Here is a 22,304-nt window from a genome sequence, read left to right as displayed (position 1 = left end):
GCGCTACGCCGCAAAGCGGCGGTCCACCCAGCGGTAGACGACCTCGATGATCAGTGAGGCCACCGCCGCGATCGCGACCGCCGCCCACGGCAGCGTCGTGCCCACCAGCTTCAGCTGGAAGAAGTCCTGGAGCCAGGGCACGGTCAGCACGAAGAGGAAGCCGAGACCCATCGCGCCGATCAGGGCGATCCGCCACCACGTGTAGGGGCGGGCGATGATGGCGAGCACCCACATGGCGATCAGGAACAGCGTCAGGGTCGCCGCGCTGGTCTCGGCTTCCCGCGCGTCCGCGCCCGTGTAGTGGTGCCGCGCGAGGAGGTACGTCACGAAGGTGGCGACACCCGCGACGACGCCGCCCGGGATCGCGTACCGCATGACCCTGCGGACGAAGTGCGGCTTCGCGCGCTCCTTGTTGGGGGCGAGGGCGAGGAAGAACGCGGGGATGCCGATGGTGACGGTGGAGAGCAGCGTCAGGTGGCGCGGCAGGAAGAGGTACTCCACCTGGGAGCAGACCACGAGCAGCGCGAGGATCACCGAGTAGACGGTCTTCACCAGGAACAGCGTGGCGACGCGCGTGATGTTGCCGATGACCCGGCGGCCCTCCGCGACCACCGAGGGAAGCGTCGCGAAGCTGTTGTTGAGCAGCACGATCTGGGCGACCGCCCGGGTCGCCTCCGAGCCCGAGCCCATCGAGACGCCGATGTCGGCGTCCTTGAGGGCCAGGACGTCGTTGACGCCGTCACCGGTCATCGCGACGGTGTGGCCGTGCGACTGCAGGGCGCCCACCATGTCGCGCTTCTGCTGCGGGGTGACCCGGCCGAAGACGGTGTGCTCGTCCAGGGCCTGGGCCATCCCGTCCTGTTCGGTGGGGAGTTTGCGCGCGTCCACGGTGTTCTCCGCGCCGGGCAGGCCGAGCTTGCCCGCGACCGCGCCCACCGAGACGGCGTTGTCGCCGGAGATGACCTTGGCGGCGACGTCCTGCTCCCCGAAGTAGCGCAGGGTGTCGGCGGCGTCGGGGCGCAGCCGCTGCTCCAGGACGACCAGGGCGCTCGCCTGTGCCCGCTCGGCCACGCCGGGGTCGTCGAGGTCGTCGCCGGACGCGCGGGCGAGGAGCAGCACGCGCAGGCCCTGCTCGTTGAGCTCCTCGATCTCGCTGAGGGTCGGGTCGCCGTCGGGCAGGAGCACGTCGGGCGCGCCGAGCAGCCAGGTCGACCCGGTGCCGTCGCCCTCGCTGAAGGAGGCGCCGCTGTACTTGCGGGCGGAGGAAAAGGGCAGCGACTCCGTGCAGCGCCACTCCTCGCTGTCGGGGTAGGCGTCGATGATCGCCTGGAGCGAGGCGTTGGGGCGCGGGTCGGATTCGCCGAGGGCGCCGAGGACCTTGCGTACGTACGTCTCGTCGCCGCCGTTCAGCGGGCGCAGCTCGGTGACGTCCATGCCGCCCTCGGTGAGGGTGCCGGTCTTGTCGAGGCAGACCGTGTCGACGCGGGCCAGGCCCTCGATCGCGGGGAGCTCCTGGACGAGGCACTGCTGCCTGCCGAGCCGGATCACGCCGATCGCGAAGGCCACGGAGGTGAGGAGGACCAGGCCCTCCGGGATCATGGGGACGATCCCGCCCACCGTGTACGCGACGGACTCCTTGAAGTTGTCGTCCTTGACGACGAGCTGGGAGATCACCAGGCCGATGGAGGTCGGGACCATCAGCCACGTCACGTACTTGAGGATCGTGGAGATGCCGGAGCGCAGCTCGGAGTGGACGAGCGTGAAGCGGCTCGCCTCCTCCGCGAGCTGCGCCGCGTACGCCTCGCGGCCGACCTTGGTGGCGGTGAACGCGCCACCGCCCGCGACCACGAACGAGCCCGACATCATCCTGTCGCCGGGCTTCTTGACGACCGGGTCGGCCTCGCCGGTCAGCAGGGACTCGTCGACCTCCAGGCTGTCGGCCTCGACCGTCTCGCCGTCCACCGGGATCCTGTCGCCGGGGCCCACCTCCACGAGGTCGCCGAGGACGATCTCCGAGCCGGAGATCTCCCTCGCGCTGCCGTCGCGCCGGACGGTGGGCTTGGCCTCGCCCATGACGGCGAGCGAGTCCAGGGTCTTCTTGGCGCGCCACTCCTGGATGATGCCGATGCCGGTGTTGGCGACGATCACGAAGCCGAAGAGGCTGTCCTGGATCGGCGCCACGAAGAGCATGATCACCCAGAGCACGCCGATGATCGCGTTGAAGCGGGTGAAGACGTTGGCCCGGACGATCTCGCCGAGGGAGCGGGAGCTGCGGACCGGGACGTCGTTGACCTCGCCGCGCTCGACCCGTTCGGCGACCTCGGCCGAGGTCAGGCCGGTGGCCCGGCCGGCCGGGAGTTTCACCGGGTGGACCGGGTCGAGCTCGGCGCCCGCGTCGATATGCGTCATGCATTCGACGGTAAAGGGCGATGTGGGGCTTCACCCCTTGAATGTCCCGAAGATCCGACCACGGGAGGAGGGATGCCGTCCTGTGGTCGTACGGACCGGCGGCTTCGTAACCGCCCTCGTAACCCTTACTGGGCCCGCGCGCCCTACTGGGCCCGCGCCGCCGCCTTCGCCCGCTTGATCGCCGCGTCGCGCCCCCGGACGTACCAGATGCCGATGAGGCCGAGGCCGCCGCCGGCCAGGCAGGTCCACACCCACCAGGTCGCGTCGCGGTCGTCGAACCAGCCGTAGAACGGCAGCTGGACCAGGAAGAGGACGAACCAGAGGATCGTGCCGCCGGTGATGGTGGCGACCACGGGGCCCTCAAGGGGCTCCGGCGCCTCGTGCTTGGGGGTCCACTTCGCCATGCGTACAGCTTATGCCGGGGCCGGGGGAGCGGGGCGGCGAGCCCGCGAGCCGTTGTCCGCCAAGGGTCTACGCGCGGAGATAGCGATTTCCCTCTCATGTATTCATACTGAAACGGCTCGTTAATGGCCGATTGCTTTCGTAAGAAGACACAAGTCAACAAGACGCAAGTCAAGAAGACGCAAGTCAATCGAGAGTCGCGGCCTGACGATCTCCCCCTTCTCTGAGTCCACGAGGTCCCGCATGCCTTCCTCGGCCACTGCCCCGGTCGACGCCAGCAAAGAGCCGCCGAAGCCCCCGCAGAACGGGCTCGACCGCTATTTCAAGATCTCCGAGCGGGGCTCGACCCTCGCCCGCGAGGTCCGCGGCGGTTTCGCCACCTTCTTCGCCATGGCCTACATCGTCGTGCTCAACCCGATCATCCTGGGCGGCGCGAAGGACATGTACGGGCATCAGCTCGACAACAAGCAGCTGGTCACCGCGACCGTGCTGACCGCGGCCTTCACCACGCTCCTGATGGGCGTCATCGGCAACGTCCCGATCGCGCTCGCCGCAGGCCTCGGCGTCAACACCGTCGTCGCCCTGCAGCTCGCGCCCCGCATGTCGTGGCCCGACGCGATGGGCATGGTGGTCCTGGCCGGCTTCGTCGTGATGCTGCTCGTCGCGACCGGTCTGCGCGAGCGGGTCATGAGCGCCGTGCCGCTCGGCCTGCGCAAGGGCATCGCGATCGGCATCGGCCTCTTCATCATGCTGATCGGCCTGGTCGACTCCGGCTTCGTCTCGCGCATGCCGGACGTCGCGGGCACCACCGTCCCGCTCCGGCTCGGCGCCGACGGCCACCTCAACGGCTGGCCCGTCCTCGTCTTCGTGCTCGGCGTGCTGCTCACCCTGGCGCTGCTCGTACGCAAGGTGCCGGGCGCCATCCTCATCAGCATCGTCGTCATGACGGTCGCCGCGATGATCATCAACGCCGTCGCGGACATCCCCTCCTGGGGCCTGACCACCCCGAAGTGGCCCGGCAACCCCGTCTCGACCCCGGACTTCGGGCTCGTCGGGCAGATCAGCCTCTTCGGCGGCTTCGAGAAGGTCGGCATCCTGACCGGCATCCTCTTCGTCTTCACCGTGCTGCTCTCGTGCTTCTTCGACGCGATGGGCACGATCATGGGCATCGGCGACGAGGCCGGGCTCACCGACGAGCGCGGCAACATGCCCGGCATGAACAAGGTGCTCTTCGTCGACGGCATCGCGGTCGCCGCGGGCGGCGCCTCATCGGCCTCCGCCACCACCTGCTTCGTGGAGTCCACGGCGGGCGTCGGCGAGGGCGCGCGCACCGGCTTCGCGAACCTCGTCACCGGCGGCCTCTTCGCGGTCGCGCTCTTCCTCACGCCGCTCGCCACCATGGTCCCGTCCCAGGCGGCCACGCCCGCGCTGCTCGCGGTGGGCTTCCTGATCCTCTCCGGGTCCATCCAGCAGATCGACTGGGCCGACCACACCATCGCGATCCCCGCGTTCGTGACGATGCTGATGATGCCGTTCACGTACTCGATCACCAACGGCATCGGCATGGGCTTCGTCACCTTCAGCGTGCTGCGGCTGGTCGCCGGGCGCGGCAAGGAGGTGCCGGTCGCGATGTACGTGGTGTCGGCCGTCTTCGCCTTCTACTACCTGATGCCGGCGCTGAACCTCACGTGAGGCGCCGTCGGGGCGCTCACGCCGCCCCGTAGAACTTCTCCGTCTCCTCGACGGACGTCGCGAACCGTTCGTCGAAGTCGTCTCGAATGAGCGTCCGGACCACATAGTCCTGGACGCTCATTCCTCTTTTGGCCGCATGCTGTCGGAGCCGGTCGAGCAGCTCACCGTCTATACGCAGGCTGAGCACTGGCGATCCCATGCGTGTCAGGGTCCACGCCGCCCGGTGGCCGACGCGTCGCTTTCCGGAGCCGCCTCACCCGTACGGGTGACGAAAGGGTTTCGGTAGTGGGGCGGCAGGGAATCCAAGTGGTCCTTAGCTAGGGTAATGAGTTACGCTAACAAACATGCCGGACCTCTCCCATGGTGACGATGCCGTCGCCGTGAACGCCTTGCGCTCCGCTGTGATGCGCCTGTCCCGTCGACTCAAGCACCAGCGGGTCGACGAGTCGCTGAGCCCGACCGAGATGTCGGTGCTCGGCACCCTTGCCCGCTGCGGCTCCGCCACCCCGGGCGAACTCGCCCGCAAGGAGCATGTGCAGCCGCCGTCGATGACCCGCATCGTGGCACTGCTCGAGGCGAAGGGCCTGGTGCGGCTCGAGCCGCACCCCGAGGACCGTCGTCAGAAGGTGGTGACCCAGACCGAGACCGCCGAAGCGATGCTCGAAGAGAGCCGCCGCAAGCGGAACGCCTGGCTGGCGTCGCTCACCGAGAACCTCGACGACGACGAGTGGGCCCGGCTGCGCGCCGCCGCCCCGGTCCTGGAGAAGCTCGCGCACCTGTAGCCCCGCGGCACCCCGCGGGCACTCCCGCCGACCCGCGGGAGCCGTACGTATGCCAAGGAGGCGAACCTACTTTGAGTACGGGATCCGGAGCAGACTCCGCCCCCGCACCAACCGCCCTCGACACCCCTGCCCGCCCCCGCAAGACCTCGATGTTCAGCTCGCTGCGGATCCGCAACTACCGGCTCTTCGCGACCGGTGCCGTCGTCTCCAACACCGGCACCTGGATGGCCCGCATCACCCAGGACTGGCTGGTCCTGAGCCTGACCGGATCCTCCGCGGCCGTCGGCATCACCACCGCCATGCAGTTCCTGCCGATGCTGCTGTTCGGCCTGTACGGCGGCGTCATCGCCGACCGCTTCGCCAAGCGGAACCTCCTCTTCGTCACCCAGGGCGCGATGAGCCTCAGCGGCCTCTTCCTCGCCGTCCTCACGCTCAGCGGCAACGTCCAGGTCTGGCACGTCTACTTCGCGGCCTTCTTCACCGGCCTCGTCACCGTCGTCGACAACCCGACGCGGCAGTCCTTCGTGTCCGAGATGGTGGGCCCCGACCAGGTCCGCAACGCCGTCTCGCTGAACTCCGCCAACTTCCAGTCCGCCCGTCTCGTCGGCCCCGCCGTGGCGAGCGCGCTGACCGCGGCCGTCGGCCCCGGCTGGGCGTTCCTCGCCAACGGCCTGTCCTTCCTCGCGCCGCTCACCGGTCTGCTCCTGATGCGCACGAGCGAGCTGCACCACACCCCGCGCAAGCCGCGCGGCAAGGGGCAGCTGCGGGAGGGCCTGAACTACGTATCGAAGAACCCCGAGCTGATCTGGCCGATCGTCCTCGTCGGCTTCATCGGCACCTTCGGCTTCAACTTCCCGATCTGGCTGAGCGCCTTCGCGGACGACATCTTCCACGGCGGCGTGGGGATGTACGGCCTTTTCAACACCCTGATGGCGATCGGCTCGCTGGCCGGCGCGCTGCTGGCGGCCCGCCGCGGCAGCTCGCGGCTGCGGCTCCTCGCCGGGGCGGCCGTGGCGTTCGGCGTGCTGCAAATCGTGGCCGCCATCGCGCCGGAGTACTGGATGTTCGTCGCGCTGATCGTGCCGATGGGCATCCTCGGCCTGACGGTGAACGTCACCGCCAACTCCTCGGTCCAGATGGCCACGGACCCGGAGATGCGGGGCCGGGTGATGTCGCTGTTCATGATGGTCTTCACCGGCGGTACGCCGCTCGGCGGCCCCCTCTTCGGCTGGCTCGCCGACGCCTACGGCGTCCGCGTCAGCATGGCCGCGGGCGGCCTCGTCTGCGCACTCGCCGCGGTGGCCGTCGGCCTGATGCTGGCCCGCGCGGCCAACCTCCGCCTGAAGGTGGACCTGCGCCGGGGCCACCAGCACGTGCAGTTCGTGCCGAGGGAGCGGGACCGGGAGCGGGAGTTGGCGACGGTGGCGTGAGGCGGCCGTCCCGTCGGGGCCGGGCGGCAGCCGGACCCCGTCCCGTCGGACCCGTCCCGTCGGGGCCGGGCGGCAGTCAGACCCGCCGCGCCAGCACCTGGCCCGGCCACGTGCCGTCCGGGCCCGTGAACGTCTCCGTCGCCGTGAAGCCGGTGGACTCGTAGTACGCGACCAGCTTGCCGTCGCCGCCCGCGTAGCAGTCGACCCGGAGCAGGGAGACGCCCTGCCTCCGGGTCTCCTCGGCGGCGTGGGCGAGGAGGGCGCGGCCCACCCCGCGGCCGGCGAAGCGGTGGTCCGCGGCGAGCAGATGGACGTACCGCTCAGGCTCGTCGGCCAGGGGGATGTTCGGGCCGGGCCCGTCGGTGAGGGTGACCGTGCCCGCCACGGCGCCGTCGATCTCGGCGATCCACGGCTCACCCGCGGTCACGTACTTCTCGACCATCGCGACGGCCTTGGGGTTGGCCGACCAGGGCCTCGTGCCCCACTGCCCAATCCGGCCCTGTGCGACCAGCCACTCCACCGCGCCGTCGAAGAGGGCGATGATCGCGGGTATGTCGTCGACCCGGCCCCGCCTGATCCTCATGGCCTCCGTATCACTCATGCAGGGAGGCTAGCGTCACCCTCCATGAGACTCTTCGCCGCGGTCCTCCCACCGGACACCGCCACCAGCGAACTGGCCGCCGCCGCGCATGCGTTGAAACAGCTGTCCGGCGCCGACGAGCTGCGCTGGACGGCCCGCGAGAGCTGGCACTTCACGCTCGCCTTCATGGCGGAGGCCGACGACGCGGTGGTGCCGGACCTGGCCGCCCGCCTGGCGCGGGCCGCGCACCGCACGCCGCCCTTCTCCCTCGCCCTGCGCGGCGGCGGGCACTTCGGTGACCGGGCGCTGTGGGCCGGTGTCACCGGAGACGTCGCCGCGCTGCGGCTGCTCGCCCGACGCGCGGACGCGGCGGCGCGCAAGGCGGGGATCACGATGGAGGAGCAGCACCGGCCCTACCGCCCGCACCTGACGCTGGCGCGGGGCCGCGGCGAGCCGGACCTCGCGCCGTACGCCGACGCGCTCGGATCCTTCGCGGGCACCGCGTGGCCGGTGCGGGAGCTGACGCTCGTCCGCAGCGAGCTGCCTCGCAGCGGGGTGCCGGGGGAGCGGCCGCGCTACGAGGCCGTCGGGCGCTGGTCACTGGGAGGCGGCGCGGGAGAGCCGGGCGGCGCCGGTTAACCTCGACTACGTGGACCCGAAAACCAGGAACCGGATCATGGCCGGTGTACTCGTGCTGATGTTCGTCGTGGTGGCGGTGGCGGCCGCGGTCGGCGGATAGCCGACGCGGGCCGCCCCACCCGTCACCCCCACCCGTCACCCCCCGTCACACCTCGCCCGTCACTCCCCCCTCGGGATCACCAGGCGAAGGACTCCGGTGCGGGTCCCGGGCCGGGGAAGATCTCGTCCAGCGCTTCGAGGAGCTCGGCGGACAGTTCGAGCTCGACGGCGCGCAGCGCGGAGTCCAGCTGGTCCGCCGTGCGCGGGCCGACGATCGGCGCGGTGACGCCGGGCCGGGTGAGCAGCCAGGCCGGCGCGACCTCGCCGGGCTCCAGGCCGTGCTTGTCGAGCAGCTCCTCGTACGCCTGAACCCGCGCGCGGACCTCCGGCTTGGCGAGCTCGGCGGCGGCGCGCCCGCCGGTGCGGCGCGAGCCCTCGCCCGCGCTCTGTCCGTAGACGTTGGCGGTGTCGAAGTAGTTGACGCCCGCGTCGAGCGCGGCGTCCATGAGGGTGTGGCTGTCGGGTTCGTTGGTGAGCGGCCCGAAGTTCATGGTGCCGAGCGTGAGCCGGCTGACCTTGAGCCCTGTGCGTCCCAGCTGCGTGTACCTCATGAGGTCATAGCCAGCGGGGTGGAGTGGGCTCCAGGCAAGGGGGGATCTGTCAGTCGCGGGGGAACTCGTCGGTGCTGAGGGTGAGACCGACGGTGGTGTGGGTGAGGTCCACCGCGTCGCCGAAGACGAACTTCCGGTCAGTGTCGTACTCGCCGTTCTTGGGGTCGGTGTAGAGCAGGCACCGGCCCTGGTACGGGTCGACGATGAGGTAGACGGGAACCTTGGCTTCGGCGTACGCGGTCTTCTTCGGGCCGTAATCGTTCATCCCCGTGCTCTTGGAGATCACTTCAGCCACGAACTGGACGTCCCGGTACTGCCACTGGCCCTTCTCGTTCTTGGTGGCGTCCTCGGCCAGGAGCGTCACGTCGGTTGCGAAGCCGTTGAGGTATCCCGGGTAGTCGATGCGGACGTCGGACTTCAGTCGCTTGCGCGGATACTTGCTGCGCAACTGCTCGATGATGTCCAGGGTGATTGCCCAGTGGGTGTCCCGCTGTGGCGACATGAAGACGTGCCCCCCGACGATCTCGGTCTTGATTCCCTCGGGGTCGGGCATCGTCTCAAGCCACTCGAACATCTTGTCCAAGGTGCGCTCGTCGCCGATCTCAGCCATCTCGATCCTGTCGGTCTCTACGACGGTCATCGTGGCGCTCCTCCCGGCCGCCCTCGCTCGAACGCAGCCGCGCAGTACAACGATACGCACGGAGCCGAGGTCACGTCCGGTCACGAGCCACCCAGCCACCCGGCCGCGTCGAGCCGGAAGGCGTCCGGGGGAACAACCATCCGGAGCCCGGATTCCAGCTCGCCGAGCCGACGCGCCCCGAGGGCCTCGGCCCACTCCGCCCGCAACTCGTCGAAGACCGCCGCCGAGCGGCGCAGCGCGTCGAACCCGCGCGGGGTGAGCTGGACCAGCTTGCGGCGGGCGTCGGCGGGGTCATCGGTGCGGGCGGCGTAGCCGAGGGTGATGAGCCGGTCGACCGTCTTGCCCGCGGCCTGCTTGGAGACACCGAGCCGCCGCCCGACCTCGCTGGCGGTGGCGCCGCCCGCCCCGATGGCCTGCATCGCGAACCCGTGCGCGGGGCGGAGGTCGGGGTGGCCCTGGCGGGCGAGCTCGGCGTGCAGGCGGTCGATGAGGGTGCGGAAGCCGGCGAAGAGGAGCAGGGGCAGCTCATATCCCTTGCCGTCATATCCCTTGCCCGTACCGTCAACCTGGTTTACCTTCTTCTTGTCGTCAACCATGTTGTCTATTTTAGGGCCGGGCAGGCCCACAGGGGTACGGGATGTTCACCGCGCACACACTCGAAACCGCACCGTCCGACTCACGCGCCACGATGGAGCGCACCGCCGTCGCCTTCGGGCAGGTGCCGGACGCGGTCGCCCGCCTCGCCGAGTCGCCCGACCTCCTCAACGGGTTCCTGGAGATGACGGCGGCCTTCGACCGGACGACCCTCGAACCCGTCGCCCGCGAGGTCGTCATCATGACGGTCGCGACGCGCAACGACTGCCACATCTGCGTGACGATGCACACAGGCAAGCTGCGCAAGCTGGGCGCATCGCCCGGGCTGATCACGGCCCTCCGCGAGGAGCGGGCGCTGTCCGACGAACGCCTCGAAGCGGTACGCCGGTTCACGCTCACCGTCCTCGCCACGGCGGGCGGGGTCGACGACGCCGACCTGCAGGAGTTCTTCGCCCACGGCTACACCGAGCGCAACGCCCTCGAAGTCGTCATGGGCATCGGTACGTACACGATGTCGACGCTCGCGAACCGGCTGACGCGGGCGGTGTGAGCGCGTCAGTCCGCCTCGCCGTGGCGCGCCAGGAAGGCGGTCCAGGTGGCGGGGGATATCTGGAGGGTGGGGCCGGTGGGGTTCAGCTTTGAGTCGCGGATGTGGATGGTGGTGGGGGTGGTGGCGAGTTCGAGGCATTCGCCGCCCTGGTCGCCGCTGTGAGTGGACTTGGACCAGGTGAGGGCCGCCTCCAGGCATTCGCCCTCGCCGACGCTGTAGCTGCTCTTGAACCAAGTCATTCCGTTGCTCATAGTTCGCTTGCCGTCTCCTCGATGAGCTGCGCGGAAGCCTCCGGGGCCAGCGCTTGGCTGCGGAGAATCCCGTACTTGCCTTGCAGGTTGCCCAAGTCGGGCTGGTCTGCGATGAAGTAGCCGCCCTTATGCCCTTCGATGTAGGCGAGCTGTCGTCGCTCGGCCGTTTCCATCAGAATCATGGGACCCATCAGCCCCGCGTGGGTCTGTCTGTCGTGCGGCATGACTTGGATCGTGACGTTCCGAAGTGCCGCGGACTCGACCATCCCGTTCAGTTGCTCCTTAAGCACGTGTTTGCCGCCCAACGGGCGGGTCAGGGCGCTTTGCTCCACGATGAAGTTAAGAACCGCAACGGGTTTGCGGGCGAAGAGCTTCTGCCGTGCCAGCCGGTTCGCTACGCGTTCGTCGATCTCGTCGTCGTCCAGCGGCGGATAGACGCAGTTGAACACGGCGCGCGCATAGTTCTCGGTCTGTAGCAACCCCGGCATTACGTGGTCCTGGTAGGAGTGGATGGACAGCGCCATCTTCTCGTGCTCCAGAAAGTCCTCAGTCCACAGCTGAAGCCCGCTCTTGTCAAACTCCTTCTCCGCGAGCAGCATCAGTGCACCTTGTGCACCCAGCACCCCATCAGCAATCTCGACCAACTTGCCCTTGGGCGGTCGCTCCCCGCGCTCCACCATCGCCACCTGCGACTTGGAGTACTGAACATGCGTGCCCAGCCCTTCCAGGGTCATCCCGGCCCGCTCGCGGTAGAACCGCAACAACGCGCCGAACGTCTCCGACCCTCGTTCACCGGAGTGCACAACGTCCTCCCCAAGTGCACAGCGCAGCACGGCGCCTGCGAATCCCTGGTCACAGTATGTAAGCGCCCGTAAGCATTTGCCGCATGAACTCGGAAACCTCATCACTCAGGGTCCACGACTGGATTCCGGCGACGGGCCACGCCCTGCGGCACGCGGGCATTCACTTCGACGCGGTACGGATCGAGGGCGCGCTCGGCGAGCAAGTCGCGTACGACCTGATGCAGTTCACGGAGTTCCGCGCGGGCCCGATCGTCCGCGAGGCGACGGGCGGGCGCTACCTCTACTTCCTGCTGCCCCCGCAGGCAGCGGAGTCGTACACCTGGCCGGTCGGCGCGCGGGCGCTGGGCCGGAGCGCGGGGAGCCTCGCGTACGTCGGCGTGCCCGCGCTGGATGGCTACACGTGGCCCCTGGACTGGAGGTCACGCCCGACGAGTGAAGTCCCGTTCGTGGAGGGTGATTTGTTGCACGAGACGACTAAACGTGCGGTACGGTGACCGCGTCATCACGCTCTGTGTCCGGCCGGACATGGGGCGGTCCCCGGAGGTGCTAGCAACACCGCCCGAGGACCTTCACCACCGAATGGATCAGAGGTCCACCGGGATGCTTCGGCATGCTATCGCGCCCACCCGGCGCTACACGAAGGCTTCGCACGACGTCGTACGGCATCAGTGCCTGAACAGCGATGCGAAGGTCCTGCTCCTGTACGTGCAGGGGCTCTCCGAGGCGGACGTCTCCGCCAGATCGCTCGGCGAACACGCGGCGCGGCTCGGCATCAAGGGCCGCGCCTACCAGCGGGCCAAGCAACTCCTCACCGACTCCGGCTACTTGCACGCATGGCGTTGGCAGGGTGAGCGGGGCCGCTGGGTCACGGAACAGCTCCTGGCGAACGTCACCCTGACGGGTGAGGAGGCGGGGCGGGCCCGGGTCGGAGACGGGCCCGCACCGACTGCGCAGGCGCCGACGGTCGGCGGGCCGGGAACGCGGGAACCCGGTGGCTCTTACCCAGAAGAACAACGGGAGAAGAATCTTCCCCACCCCCCACCCGAAGAGTCGGAACCCGCAGCCGACACGGAACTGGCCGAGGCCGAGCGGGTGTTGCTGTCACTCCGCCACGTGAACCGGGACCTGCTGCTCGGCGTACGAGAGGCGCGAGCACTGGCGGGGGCGGCGGCGGAGTGGCTGCGGCGGGGTGTCTCGGCCGGTGACCTCCGCAAGGCGCTGACTGCGGGGCTGCCTTCGGGCGGGGTCCGGTCGGCGGTCGGGTTCGTACGCCACCGGCTGGTGCAGAAGCTGCCGGACCGTGCGGAGTCGACACCCGCTGCGGGTGAGGCGGTGAGGCTCGGGCTCGTGACGTGCGCGGGGCCGGGGGCCGAGCACGTCTTCCGGCCTCTGGGCGAGGAAACACGATGCGGCCGGTGCCGAACGGAAGGGGCCTCCTCCGGCACGAAGGACGACCGCCGCGCGCAACCACTGCCCTGGCGCGACCGCCTGGCGAGCGCGAGGACGTGACGGGCGGTCCGGCCCGCGTCGGTCCACGCCGTGGTCGCGGGTCGGCGCCGCCAGCACATCCGGGTCCGCGTGAGCCTCCGCTGTGTGCCGCCAGTGGCCGTGGCTCATGGGTGGGAAGCTATTCGAGGGGCGGCCTGGTGCCCTCGCCCGTGAGGGTGGCGTAGGGGCCGCCTATGCCCCACCCCTGGGACAGGGCGGTCGCGAACGCCGACGCCAGTTTGTGTTCGCCGGAGGCGTTGGGGTGCGTGCCGTCGTACGTGTCCACATTGATGTCATACGACAGCGGCGGGGACGCCAGGAGCAGGGGGGAAGCCGGCGTGTCCAGGTCTGCCACCGTCTTTGCGAGCAGTTCGTTGAAGTGGGAGACCTCCGTCGCGAACGGGGCGTCCGAGGTCGCGCGGATGTTCGGGATCACGGGGAGCAGGACCATCCGGATGCCGGGGTTCGTCGCACGGGCCGCTGTGATGAAGGCGCGGACATTGTCGGTCGTTTGGGCCGCGTTCGTGTAGAAGCCGAGGTCGATCAGGCCGAGGGAGATGAGGAGGATGTCGGCGGGGTCGCGGTGCAGGGCGCCGGATATGTGCGGGGCCATGTGCAGCCAGCCCTCGCCCCAGCCCGCGAGGTGGTGGCGGGGGAAGTCCGGGGACACGGTGGCGGCGTAGTCGTGGGAGAGGGGCTCGCCCGCCGCCTTGTCGTAGAGGGCGGTGCGCGGGCCGACCACGGCGGCGCCCTCGGGGCCGAGGGTGTCGCGAAGGTGCTGCCACATCCGGTACCGCCAGGTGTGCTCCCCGGCGCTTCCGATCGTCATCGAGTCGCCGACGAACATGAACCTGAACATCGGGTCATCATCGCGGATCGGGGGCACCGACTGCGATGTGAGGCTGAGCACGCCGCCCGCGCGGGCAGATGGCACGCTTGGGCGCATGCGTTCGCTTCGGGCTGTTCCGTCTGTCCTCGCCGGTGCCGTACTGGTCTTCGCCGTGGCTGTCCCCGCCGCACCTGCCGCGGCCGACGACCACGACGGGTTCACCATCAAGGATCCGCGGATCGTCGAGTCCAGCGGCCTCGCCGCGTCCCGCGCCCACCCCGGCATCTACTGGACGCACAACGACCAGGACAAGGGCGCCTACCTGTACGCGGTCGACTCGAAGACGGGCGAGACCGTCGCCACCATCACGATGGCCGGCGTCGGCGCACCGCGCGACGTCGAGGCGATCTCGATCGGCAGCGACGGGAACATCTACGTCGGCGACATCGGTGACAACCTCAACGGCACCTGGAAGAACGTCTGGATCTACAAGCTCCCCGAGCCGAAGCAGCTCAAGAACCAGACGGTCCGCGCCACGCAGTACGTCGTGAAGTACGCCGACGGCGCGCGGGACGCGGAGGCGCTGATGGTCCACCCGAAGACCGGGCGCATCTACATCGTCAGCAAGAACGAGGACGGCGGCGGACTGTACGAGAGCCCGGAGCGGATGTCGGCCTCCGGCACGAACGTCTTCAAGCGCGTCGCCGAGATCGACCTGTGGGTGACCGACGGCGCCTTCTCGCCCGACGGCAAGCAGCTCGCCGTGCGCGGCTACTTCGGCGGCATCTGGTACGCGTGGCAGGGCGACGGCAAGAAGCCGCAGCGCAAGGGCCGCCTGAGCGTGCCGCTGCAACGGCAGGGAGAGTCCGTCACGTACACGACGGACGGCACGACCCTGATGTACGGCACGGAGGGTGCCCAGAGCGACGTGGAGCCCGTGGAGGCGCCCGGCGGGGGCGGCGGAAACGGCAAGTCCCCCTCGGACAACGGCGGCACGGCCCGCGACGGCGACGACCCCTTCCTCAACGGAAGCCTCAAGACGGGCGCCATAGTCGTCGGAGCCGTCCTGCTCGCCGTGTTCGGCCTGAAACGGCTGGGACGGCGCGGGCGCAAGTAGCGGGGCGAAGGGCGGCTTGGGGGGAGAGGCTTACGCACCCGAGGTTCGGGGTGCGGGGAACTGCGCGACCAGCTACGGCGCACCCGCGGCTGGTCGCGCAGTGAAGCGTCAGAGCTTCTCGATCACGTAGTCGATGCACTTCGTGAGCGCCTCGACGTCCGCGGGGTCGATCGCCGGGAACATCGCGACGCGCAGCTGGTTGCGGCCCAGCTTGCGGTACGGCTCCGTGTCCACGATGCCGTTCGCGCGCAGGGCCTTCGCCACCGCGCCCGCGTCGATCTCGTCCGCGAAGTCGATCGTGCCGATGACCTGCGAGCGCTTCGCCGGGTCCGTGACGAACGGGGTCGCGTACTTGGACTCCTCGGCCCAGCCGTACAGCGTGCGCGAGGACGCGGCCGTGCGGCCGGTCGTGAAGTCCAGGCCGCCCTGGGAGTTCATCCAGTCCAGCTGCTCGGCGAGGAGGAAGAGCGTGGCGAGCGCCGGGGTGTTGTACGTCTGGTTCTTGCGGGAGTTGTCGATCGCCGTGGGGAGGGAGAAGAACTCCGGGACGTGGCGGCCCGACGCGTGGATCCGCTCGGCGCGCTCGATCGCCGCCGGGGAGAACGCGGCCAGCCACAGGCCGCCGTCCGAGGCGAAGGACTTCTGCGGGGCGAAGTAGTAGACGTCCGTCTCGGCGATGTCGACCGGCAGGCCGCCCGCGCCGGACGTGGCGTCCACCAGGACGAGGGAGCCGGTGTCGGCGCCCGCGACGCGCTTGATGGGGGCGGCGACGCCGGTGGAGGTCTCGTTGTGGGTGAAGGCGTAGACGTCGACGCCCGCCTCCGCCTTCGGGTCGGGGTGCGTGCCCGGGTCGCTCGCGATCACGGTCGGCTCGGCCAGCCACGGGGCGAGCTTCGACGCCTTCGCGAACTTGGAGGAGAACTCGCCGAAGTTGAGGTGCTGCGACTTGTTCTCGATCAGGCCGTGCGTCGCCACGTCCCAGAACGCGGTGGAGCCACCGTTGCCCAGGATCACCTCGTAGCCCTCGGGGAGGGAGAAGAGGTCGGCGATGCCCTCGCGCACGCGGCCGACCAGGTTCTTGACCGGGGCCTGGCGGTGGGACGTACCGAGCAGAGAGGTACCGGTGGCGGCCAGGGCGTCCAGCGCCTCCGTACGCACCTTGGAGGGGCCCGCGCCGAAACGGCCGTCGGCGGGCTTCATGTCAGCGGGAATCTGGATCTCAGCCACGGGGCGAGCCTAGCGGTTCGGGGCTCGCCGTCTTGGTGGTGTCCGTCGGCTGAGATCCTCGGTCACCCGGGGTGGACGCCGCGGGGCTCCGCCCCGGGCCCCGCTCCTCAAACGCCGGAGGGGCTGGATTGCCCCCGGGCGGGCCCAAGACGCACCGGCAGCTCGTACAAATCGTTCTGCGTCACCACCGGCTTGTTGCGGAGGGCCTCGTGCGGGACCGCGAGCCGCAGGTCAGGGAAGCGGGCGTACAGGGCCGGGAGGGCTACTCCCGCCTCCAGGCGGGAGAGGGCCGCGCCGGGGCAGACGTGGGGGCCGTGGCCGAACGAGATGTGGCGGGTGGGGGACGTGCGGGTGATGTCGAAGGTGCCCGCCGTGGGGCCGTGCGCGGCCTCGTCACGGCCTATCGCGCCGTAACTGACGATCACCGCGTCACCCTCGCGGATCACCTTGTCGCCGACGGGGACGTCCGCCGCGGCGAAGCGGATCAGGACGTGCGAGGTCGGTGAGGAGTAGCGCAGGGTCTCCTCGATCACCGCGTCCCAGCCGACCTCGCCCGCGAGGACCAGCGCGAGCTGGTCGGGGTGGGCGGCGAGGTTGACGACGGCGTTGACGATGAGGGAGATCGTCGTCTCGTGGCCCGCGGCGACCATCAGCTGGAGGGTGGAGACGATCTCCTCGTCGGTGAGGCGGTCGCCGTTCTCGGAGGCCTGGACGAGGGCACTCGTCAGGTCGTCGCCGGGCTTCGCGCGGCGCTCCGCGACGACCTTGGCCATCATCCCGGCGAGCTCGCCGAGCGTCGCCACGACCTCGTCCGGGGGCGTCTGCGTGGAGAAGAACTTGTCGAAGAGGACCTTCAGGCGCGGGAGGTCCGCCTCGTCGATGCCCATCAGGTCGCTGATGACGTACATGGGGAGGGGGTAGGCGAACTCCGCCTTCAGGTCGACCGTGCCGGAGTCGGTGGGGAGATTGTCCAGGAGGCCCGAGGCGAGTTCCGCTATGCGGGTCCGCATGCGCTCCACGCGGCGCGGCGTCAGCGCCTGCGCCACCAGTGTGCGCATCCTGCGGTGCTCCTCGCCGTCGGCCGTCAGCATGGAGCGGCCGGGGTTGGCGAGGCCGATCAGCGGCCAGTCGGCGGGGATCTCGCCGCGCCGCCAGGCGCCCCAGACATCGATGTCCTTCACCAGGCGCCTGTCGGTGAGGAGCCGGCGCGCCTCGGCGTGGTGCGTGACCGCCCACACCGGGACGCCGCCCGGCAGCTCCGCCTCGGCGAGCGGGCCCGCGGCGCGCAGCAGGGCGCTCTCGGCGTCGAGGTCGGTGACGAACGGGTCCAGGGCGATGCGCTTCATCTGAGGTCTCCAAACACTGAGGTCGGGGTCGGGGTGAAGCTCACCGGCAGGTCGGTGAGGCCGCGCAGCCAGGGCGACGGGCGGCGGGTCAGGGCGTCGGCGGGCACCGCGAGGTCGAGGTCGGGCAGCCGGTCGAGGAGGACCTCGATGCCGGTGCGGGCGATGACCTCGGCGACCTCCTGGGCGGGGAAGGGGCAGCGGTGCTCGCCGTGGCCGAAGGAGAAGTGGGCGCTGTTGCCGCCGGTGAGCGCCGAGCCGTCGGTGCGGACCTGCGGGTCGGAGTTGGCGGCGGCGAGGCCGAGCAGGAGCAGGTCGCCGGAGTTGACGCGGCGACCGCCCAGCTGGGTGTCGCGGGAGGCCCAGCGCCCGGCGACGTTCTGCGTGGGGGTGTCCTCCCACAGGACCTCGTTCATGGCCTCGGCGACGCTGTGCCGGCCGCCGAACAGGGAGGCGGCGAACCGGTCGTCGGTGAGCATCAGGCGCAGCGAGTTGCCGATCCAGTCGGCGGTCGGCTGGTGGCCCGCGGCCATCATCACCATCAGGTCCTGGGCGATCTCCTCGTCCGAGAAGCCCAGTTCGCCGTCGTCCGCCTGCGTCTGAAGCATGTACGAGGCGACGTCGGCGCCCGGCTCGGCGTGCTTGTCGGCGATGAGCCGCATCATCGAACCGGCCAGGTGCTGCTGGCCCGCGAGCGCCCGTTCGCGGCCGTCGATCATGTCGTTCATCGCCGTGACGAGGCCGGGGCCCTGCTCGTCGGAGAAGCCGTAGATGCGGGCGAGGACGCGGACCGGGAGCAGCATCGCGTACTCGGCGATGATCTCCGTGGTGCCCTTGCCGCAGAAGCGGTCGATCAGCTCGTCCGCGAACTGCTCGGCGTGCGCGCGGAGTTCGAAGGGATCGACGCCTTCGAGGGCGTGCGCGATCATCGCGGCGCGGCGGGTGTGCCGCTCGCCGACGGTGTAGAGGATCGACGGCTGCTTGTGGCCGATCATCGGCAGGAGCGGCCAGTCGGCGGGGATGTGCGGCCACTGGTTCCACAGCTCGGAGTCGCGGCTGTAGAGGACCGGGTCGCCGGTGACCTGGTGGAGTTCGCGGTAGCCGAGCACCAGCCAGGCCGGTATGCCGCCGTCCAGGAGGACGGGGGCGACGGGGCCGTGGTCGCGGCGCATCTCCCGGTACAGCTGCGTCGGTTCGGTGGCGAACCGCGGGCCGGAGAGCGGGACGGGACCGGGCGCGGCAGCGGCGTCGGCTCCGGCGCCGGTTACGGGGCAGGTCACTGGGCGTTCTCCTGGAGGGCGTTCGGCGGGAGGGCGGCGCGCTGGGCCGTGTACAACGACTGGAGGTGTTCCACGAGCGTGATCAGGACGGCCTTGCTCGACCCGCGGGAGCGCGCGTCGCAGTCGACGAGCGGCACGCCGGGGTCGAGGTCGAGCGCCTCGCGCAGCTGATCGAGGGTGTGCGGGGAGCCCCCGAAGTCGTTGCGGGCGACGATGAACGGCGTGCCGTGGTGCTCCAGGCGGTCGATCGCGTACCAGGAGTCCTCGACGCGCCGCGGGTCCACGAGGACGACCGCGCCGAGCGTGCCGGAGAAGAGGCGGTCCCACAGGAACCAGAAGCGTTCCTGGCCGGGGGCGCCGAAGAGGTAGAGGATGTTGTGGGCGTCGAGCGTGATGCGGCCGAAGTCGAAGGCGACGGTCGTGGACGTCTTGGCGCGCAGCCCGTCGAGGCCGCCCGTCTCGTCGATGCCCCGCCCGGCCTGCGTCATCGTCTCCTCGGTGTTGAGGGGACGGATCTCGCTGACGGAGCGTACGAGCGTCGTCTTGCCGACGCCGAAGCCGCCGACCACGACGATCTTCAGACCGTTGTCCGCGGTGGCGGTCAGTTCGGTTCGGGTGGCCCCGGTAGCGCTGCGTTCAGAGGTTGCGGAGTCCAACGAGCACCTGCTCCAGGATGTCGGGGTCGGGAAGGCTGTGGTCGGCGCCCGCGCGCGGGTGGCGGGCGCTGATCCGGCCCGCGTCGAGCAGGTCGGACAGCAGGATGCGGGTGATGCTCACCGGCAGGCCCAGCTCGGCGGCGACCTCCACCATGGCGGTCGGCAGGTGGCACAGGCGCAGGATCGCGGCGTGCTCGGACTGCATGCCGGGGACCGGCGCCGACTCGGCGACGACGAGGGTCACCAGGTCGAAGGGGGTGTCGGGCGCCGACCGGCTGCGTCCTCCGGTGAGGGTGTACAGCCGGTCGGGGGAGTCGTCCCGGCCGGGGCGGCTCATGAGGCGGGCTGGGTGCGGGGAGCGCCGTCCGTGCGGGGCGCGGCGCGCAGGTGCTCGCCGAGCTGCTCGACCAGCTCGGCCATGGTGTGCCCGACGAGGCCCGCGTCGGCGTCCTCGGCGGCGATGACCGCGAGGTGCGCGCCCTCGCCCGCCTCGACGATGAAGAGGATGCCGCCGTAGAACTCGGCCATCGCGGAGCGGACCCCGCCGCTGCCGTCGCCGAACTCGGCGGACGCGCCGTGCGAGAGGGACTGGATGCCGGCGGCTATCGCGGCCAGCTGGTCTGCCTGGTCGACGGAGAGCTCGGGCGTGCGGCACAGCTTCAGGCCGTCCCGCGAGAGCACGAGGGCGTGCCGGGCGCCGGGGGTGCGCTCCAGGAGTCCCTGGAGGAGCCAGGTGAGCTTCTCGTCGGTGGTGGCGCCGGGGGTGGAACCGGCGGTGGTGCCGGGGGTGGAGCCGGTGTTCATCGGGGGGTCTCGCCTTCCGGGTGCGGGGGAGTTGCGGTGGCGTCCGTGTCCTGCGCCGGTCCTGAGGGGTCCGACGGAGCGGGGCGGACGGCCTGGCGGAAGCTGCTGAAGCGGGCCGCGGTGCTCGCGGCGGTGGCGGCGGGCGGCCGCCGGGTCTCACCCGTGTCGCTGTCGGCGCGGGCCCGCTCGGCGGCGGCGAGGGTGCGGCCGCGGGGGCGCTTGGGGAGGGGGGCGTCGGGGGTGTCTTCGGCCGGGCGCCCGGGGTTCATCTGCAGGTGCGGGGCCGCGGGGGGATCTGCGTACTCGCCATCCCTGCGCCGCGTCGGAAGTTCCTGGACGTCACGGTCGGCTCGGTGCTCCGTGCGCACATCCCCCCGCGTCCCCTCCGGCGCGCTCGCGGGTGACGGGGTGTCGGGGGTGGCACGCTCGGTCGCGGAGGCTGGGAGCGGGAGGGCCGCCGTGGTCGGAGCCGTCGCCGAGGGTCGGGAGACCAACTCCTGGGGTATCAGCAGGAGTACGCCCGTACCGCCCCGCGCCGACGGCCGGAACGACACCGTCAGACCGTGCTTGCGGGCCAGCCTGCCGACCACCGCGAGCCCGAGCCGGGTGCCGGACAGGCCGCCGAGGCCCTGGGCCTCACCGGACACGGCCTGCTCGGCGCGGCGCTGCTGCACCGGTCCCATCACGAGGCCGCTGTCCTCGACGGAGATGATGACGCCCGCCGCGACCTCCTCGATGTAGACGTGCACTTCGGAGGTGGGCGGCGAGAAGTTCGTCGCGTTGTCGAGGAGTTCGGCCAGGGCGTGCATGACACCCTCGGCGGCGTGGCCCGCGACGGCGACCTCGCTGGCCGAGTGGACGCGCACCCGCTGGTAGCCGCCGATGCGGCCCATCGCACCGCGCAGGATCGACTCCATGACGATGGGCCGGGCCCAGCGGCGGCCGGAGCGGGCGCCGGTGAGCACCGCGACGGAGTCGGCGATGCGGCCCGCCTGCGCGGTGCGGTGGTCGAGGTGGAGGAGGTCGGTGAGGACGTCCTCGTCGGCGTGCCTGCCCTCCATCTCGCGCAGGTCGGCGAGCATGCCGGTGGCCAGGGCCTGCATGCGGCCCGCGGCGTTGGCGCAGGCGGCGAGGGCGGCGGCGCGCTCGGACTCGGCGCGGCGCACGCGCACGGTCAGCTCGGTCCGCTCCCGGGCGAAGTACTCGGTGAGCGCGGTCCGCTCACGGGTGAACTCCTCGGTACGGGCGGCATGTTCGCGTACGAGGCGCTCCGCGTCCTGCTCCCCGGCCGCCACGCGGCGGCGCAGCAGGGAGTTGGCGCGCAGGGTGTGGAAGGCGAGCGTCACGGCGACCGTCAGGGCTACGGCCGCGGCGCCGGATCCCCAGGCCAGCGGGGTGCGTACGGAGGCGGGCGCGAGGGCCGCGGCGGCTCCGGTGAGCGCCGCGGTGACCACGGCGCAGGTCAGCAGGACGAGCGCGGACGGGCGCAGCGGAGGGTGCTCCGTCCCGGGGCGCGCTGGGGGGGTTTGCGCGGTCATCAATCGGGGTCCTCGATCGGAAGCGACACACTCTGCTCAAGCTTGGCTCAAGAAAAGATCACTATAGGAGAGTTGTCGACCGAGTTGGGAACCTTCCGGTCCGGATCATGAGAAAACGGGTGGGGCGGGGTGGCCACGAGGGGTTGCCGCGTGGGCATGCTTGGGGGATGAGCGATCTCGGCGGCGGTCCTGGCGGTTCCGGTGAGCTCGGCGGTCCCCGGGGGTCCGGGGGGTCCGGTGGCCACGGGGGCGGCTCCGGCGAATCCGGCGGCCACGGTGGCAAAACCGGCGGCTCCGGTGGCCACGGTGGCAAAACCGGTGGCTCCGGTGGCCACGGTGGCAAAACCGGCGGCACCAGCGGCACTAGCGGCACCAGCGGCTCCGGTGACTCCGGCGGTACCGGCGGCTTTGGTGACTCCGGCGGTACCGGCGGCTTTGGTGACTCCGGCGGTACCGGCGGTACCGGCGGCTCCGTTGGCTCCAGCAGCCCCAGTAGCCCCAGTAGCCCCGGCCGCCCCGGCCGCCCCGGCCGCCCCGGCAGCCCCAGCGGCTCCGGCCGCACCCGCACCCGCCCCCGCGCAGGCCTGCGGCACGCCCAAG

The 22,304-nt window shown here is 70.7% G+C and carries 25 protein-coding genes; 8 read left to right on the top strand and 17 right to left on the bottom strand.

The features are described 5' to 3' along the window. Nucleotides 1-3: 3 nt before the first annotated feature. Nucleotides 4-2,409 carry an HAD-IC family P-type ATPase gene (locus tag ACFVYR_RS19155; protein ID WP_384256929.1) on the bottom strand — a complete coding sequence of 802 codons (2,406 nt, stop codon included), beginning with the start codon at nt 2,407-2,409 and terminating at the stop codon, nt 4-6. 143 nt (nt 2,410-2,552) lie between these two features. Further along, nucleotides 2,553-2,813, bottom strand: a complete 261-nt coding sequence (locus ACFVYR_RS19150; protein WP_384256932.1) for a DUF2530 domain-containing protein — start codon at nt 2,811-2,813, stop codon at nt 2,553-2,555. Nucleotides 2,814-3,054: 241 nt separating this feature from the next. Here ACFVYR_RS19150 and ACFVYR_RS19145 point away from each other — a divergent pair, with 241 nt between their 5' ends. Further along, on the top strand, nt 3,055-4,503 hold the full coding sequence (locus tag ACFVYR_RS19145; protein WP_384256934.1) for an NCS2 family permease: 1,449 nt from the start codon (nt 3,055-3,057) through the stop codon (nt 4,501-4,503). Nucleotides 4,504-4,519: 16 nt separating this feature from the next. Here ACFVYR_RS19145 and ACFVYR_RS19140 read toward each other — a convergent pair whose 3' ends face one another. Beyond that, complete coding sequence (locus tag ACFVYR_RS19140; RefSeq protein ID WP_384256936.1) at nt 4,520-4,702, bottom strand: ribbon-helix-helix protein, CopG family; 183 nt, start codon at nt 4,700-4,702, stop codon at nt 4,520-4,522. Between the two features lie 145 nt (nt 4,703-4,847). Here ACFVYR_RS19140 and ACFVYR_RS19135 point away from each other — a divergent pair, with 145 nt between their 5' ends. Next, nucleotides 4,848-5,285, top strand: a complete 438-nt coding sequence (locus ACFVYR_RS19135) for a MarR family winged helix-turn-helix transcriptional regulator (protein WP_384256939.1) — start codon at nt 4,848-4,850, stop codon at nt 5,283-5,285. A 71-nt stretch (nt 5,286-5,356) separates the two neighbouring features. Further along, nucleotides 5,357-6,715 (top strand): MFS transporter, encoded by a 1,359-nt coding sequence (locus ACFVYR_RS19130; RefSeq protein ID WP_384256941.1) that lies wholly within the window; start codon nt 5,357-5,359, stop codon nt 6,713-6,715. A 76-nt stretch (nt 6,716-6,791) separates the two neighbouring features. Here the strand turns inward: ACFVYR_RS19130 and ACFVYR_RS19125 are convergent, their stop codons facing one another. Then, entirely contained in the window at nt 6,792-7,316 is a 525-nt protein-coding gene (locus ACFVYR_RS19125; protein WP_384256944.1) for a GNAT family N-acetyltransferase, read from the bottom strand. 24 nt (nt 7,317-7,340) lie between these two features. Here ACFVYR_RS19125 and thpR point away from each other — a divergent pair, with 24 nt between their 5' ends. Continuing rightward, nucleotides 7,341-7,934 carry an RNA 2',3'-cyclic phosphodiesterase gene (gene thpR / locus ACFVYR_RS19120; protein ID WP_384256946.1) on the top strand — a complete coding sequence of 198 codons (594 nt, stop codon included), beginning with the start codon at nt 7,341-7,343 and terminating at the stop codon, nt 7,932-7,934. Nucleotides 7,935-8,110: 176 nt separating this feature from the next. On the opposite strand, the gene ACFVYR_RS19115 is transcribed toward thpR, so the two are convergent. The 3 genes from ACFVYR_RS19115 to ACFVYR_RS19105 all read right to left on the bottom strand — a co-directional run bounded on the left by ACFVYR_RS19115 (nt 8,111) and on the right by ACFVYR_RS19105 (nt 9,820). Continuing rightward, a complete protein-coding gene (locus ACFVYR_RS19115; RefSeq protein ID WP_384256948.1) occupies nt 8,111-8,584 on the bottom strand; it encodes an aldo/keto reductase in 474 nt (157 codons plus the stop codon). 49 nt (nt 8,585-8,633) lie between these two features. Continuing rightward, nucleotides 8,634-9,224 (bottom strand): Uma2 family endonuclease, encoded by a 591-nt coding sequence (locus tag ACFVYR_RS19110; RefSeq protein ID WP_384256950.1) that lies wholly within the window; start codon nt 9,222-9,224, stop codon nt 8,634-8,636. 80 nt (nt 9,225-9,304) lie between these two features. Further along, nucleotides 9,305-9,820, bottom strand: coding sequence for a MarR family winged helix-turn-helix transcriptional regulator (locus ACFVYR_RS19105; protein WP_384256952.1), 516 nt, complete (start codon nt 9,818-9,820; stop codon nt 9,305-9,307). Nucleotides 9,821-9,861: 41 nt separating this feature from the next. On the opposite strand from ACFVYR_RS19105, the gene ACFVYR_RS19100 reads away from it, so the two are divergent. Beyond that, nucleotides 9,862-10,368 (top strand): carboxymuconolactone decarboxylase family protein, encoded by a 507-nt coding sequence (locus ACFVYR_RS19100; RefSeq protein WP_384256955.1) that lies wholly within the window; start codon nt 9,862-9,864, stop codon nt 10,366-10,368. A gap of 5 nt (nt 10,369-10,373) precedes the next feature. Here the strand turns inward: ACFVYR_RS19100 and ACFVYR_RS19095 are convergent, their stop codons facing one another. After that, entirely contained in the window at nt 10,374-10,619 is a 246-nt protein-coding gene (locus ACFVYR_RS19095; RefSeq protein WP_384256957.1) for a DUF397 domain-containing protein, read from the bottom strand. After that, the gene (locus tag ACFVYR_RS19090) at nt 10,616-11,422 is read right to left on the bottom strand and encodes a helix-turn-helix domain-containing protein (protein WP_384256960.1); all 807 of its coding nucleotides are present in this window, start codon (nt 11,420-11,422) and stop codon (nt 10,616-10,618) included. Before ACFVYR_RS19090 ends, ACFVYR_RS19095 begins: the two co-directional genes overlap by 4 nt. A gap of 83 nt (nt 11,423-11,505) precedes the next feature. Between ACFVYR_RS19090 and ACFVYR_RS19085 the strand changes: the two genes are divergently transcribed. Then, nucleotides 11,506-11,916: a hypothetical protein gene (locus ACFVYR_RS19085; protein ID WP_384256962.1), complete on the top strand. Its 411-nt coding sequence runs from the start codon at nt 11,506-11,508 to the stop codon at nt 11,914-11,916. Nucleotides 11,917-12,022: 106 nt separating this feature from the next. Next, nucleotides 12,023-12,931: a hypothetical protein gene (locus tag ACFVYR_RS19080; RefSeq protein WP_384256964.1), complete on the top strand. Its 909-nt coding sequence runs from the start codon at nt 12,023-12,025 to the stop codon at nt 12,929-12,931. Nucleotides 12,932-13,049: 118 nt separating this feature from the next. Here the strand turns inward: ACFVYR_RS19080 and ACFVYR_RS19075 are convergent, their stop codons facing one another. After that, nucleotides 13,050-13,769 (bottom strand): GDSL-type esterase/lipase family protein, encoded by a 720-nt coding sequence (locus ACFVYR_RS19075; protein ID WP_384256966.1) that lies wholly within the window; start codon nt 13,767-13,769, stop codon nt 13,050-13,052. 85 nt (nt 13,770-13,854) lie between these two features. On the opposite strand from ACFVYR_RS19075, the gene ACFVYR_RS19070 reads away from it, so the two are divergent. Beyond that, on the top strand, nt 13,855-14,856 hold the full coding sequence (locus tag ACFVYR_RS19070) for a WD40 repeat domain-containing protein (RefSeq protein ID WP_384256969.1): 1,002 nt from the start codon (nt 13,855-13,857) through the stop codon (nt 14,854-14,856). 108 nt (nt 14,857-14,964) lie between these two features. Here the strand turns inward: ACFVYR_RS19070 and serC are convergent, their stop codons facing one another. The 7 genes from serC to ACFVYR_RS19035 form a co-directional block, all read right to left on the bottom strand. Continuing rightward, nucleotides 14,965-16,083 (bottom strand): phosphoserine transaminase, encoded by a 1,119-nt coding sequence (gene serC / locus ACFVYR_RS19065; RefSeq protein WP_384256971.1) that lies wholly within the window; start codon nt 16,081-16,083, stop codon nt 14,965-14,967. Between the two features lie 107 nt (nt 16,084-16,190). Then, nucleotides 16,191-17,429, bottom strand: coding sequence for a cytochrome P450 (locus ACFVYR_RS19060; protein WP_384256973.1), 1,239 nt, complete (start codon nt 17,427-17,429; stop codon nt 16,191-16,193). Next, nucleotides 17,426-18,706 carry a cytochrome P450 gene (locus tag ACFVYR_RS19055; protein WP_384256975.1) on the bottom strand — a complete coding sequence of 427 codons (1,281 nt, stop codon included), beginning with the start codon at nt 18,704-18,706 and terminating at the stop codon, nt 17,426-17,428. The genes ACFVYR_RS19060 and ACFVYR_RS19055 overlap by 4 nt, the downstream gene beginning before the upstream one ends. Beyond that, nucleotides 18,703-19,362, bottom strand: coding sequence for an ATP/GTP-binding protein (locus ACFVYR_RS19050; RefSeq protein WP_384256977.1), 660 nt, complete (start codon nt 19,360-19,362; stop codon nt 18,703-18,705). Before ACFVYR_RS19050 ends, ACFVYR_RS19055 begins: the two co-directional genes overlap by 4 nt. After that, a complete protein-coding gene (locus ACFVYR_RS19045; RefSeq protein WP_384256979.1) occupies nt 19,343-19,699 on the bottom strand; it encodes a DUF742 domain-containing protein in 357 nt (118 codons plus the stop codon). Before ACFVYR_RS19045 ends, ACFVYR_RS19050 begins: the two co-directional genes overlap by 20 nt. Next, the gene (locus ACFVYR_RS19040) at nt 19,696-20,166 is read right to left on the bottom strand and encodes a roadblock/LC7 domain-containing protein (protein ID WP_384256982.1); all 471 of its coding nucleotides are present in this window, start codon (nt 20,164-20,166) and stop codon (nt 19,696-19,698) included. The genes ACFVYR_RS19045 and ACFVYR_RS19040 overlap by 4 nt, the downstream gene beginning before the upstream one ends. Further along, the gene (locus tag ACFVYR_RS19035; RefSeq protein ID WP_384256984.1) at nt 20,163-21,704 is read right to left on the bottom strand and encodes an ATP-binding protein; all 1,542 of its coding nucleotides are present in this window, start codon (nt 21,702-21,704) and stop codon (nt 20,163-20,165) included. The genes ACFVYR_RS19040 and ACFVYR_RS19035 overlap by 4 nt, the downstream gene beginning before the upstream one ends. Between the last annotated feature and the right edge of the window lie 600 nt (nt 21,705-22,304).

The organism is Streptomyces sp. NPDC058284, from assembly GCF_042881135.1.
Taxonomy (GTDB): Bacteria; Actinomycetota; Actinomycetes; order Streptomycetales; family Streptomycetaceae; genus Streptomyces.
The sequence above is the reverse complement of the archived record's forward strand: the minus strand, read 5'-3'. Positions and strand labels throughout refer to the sequence as shown.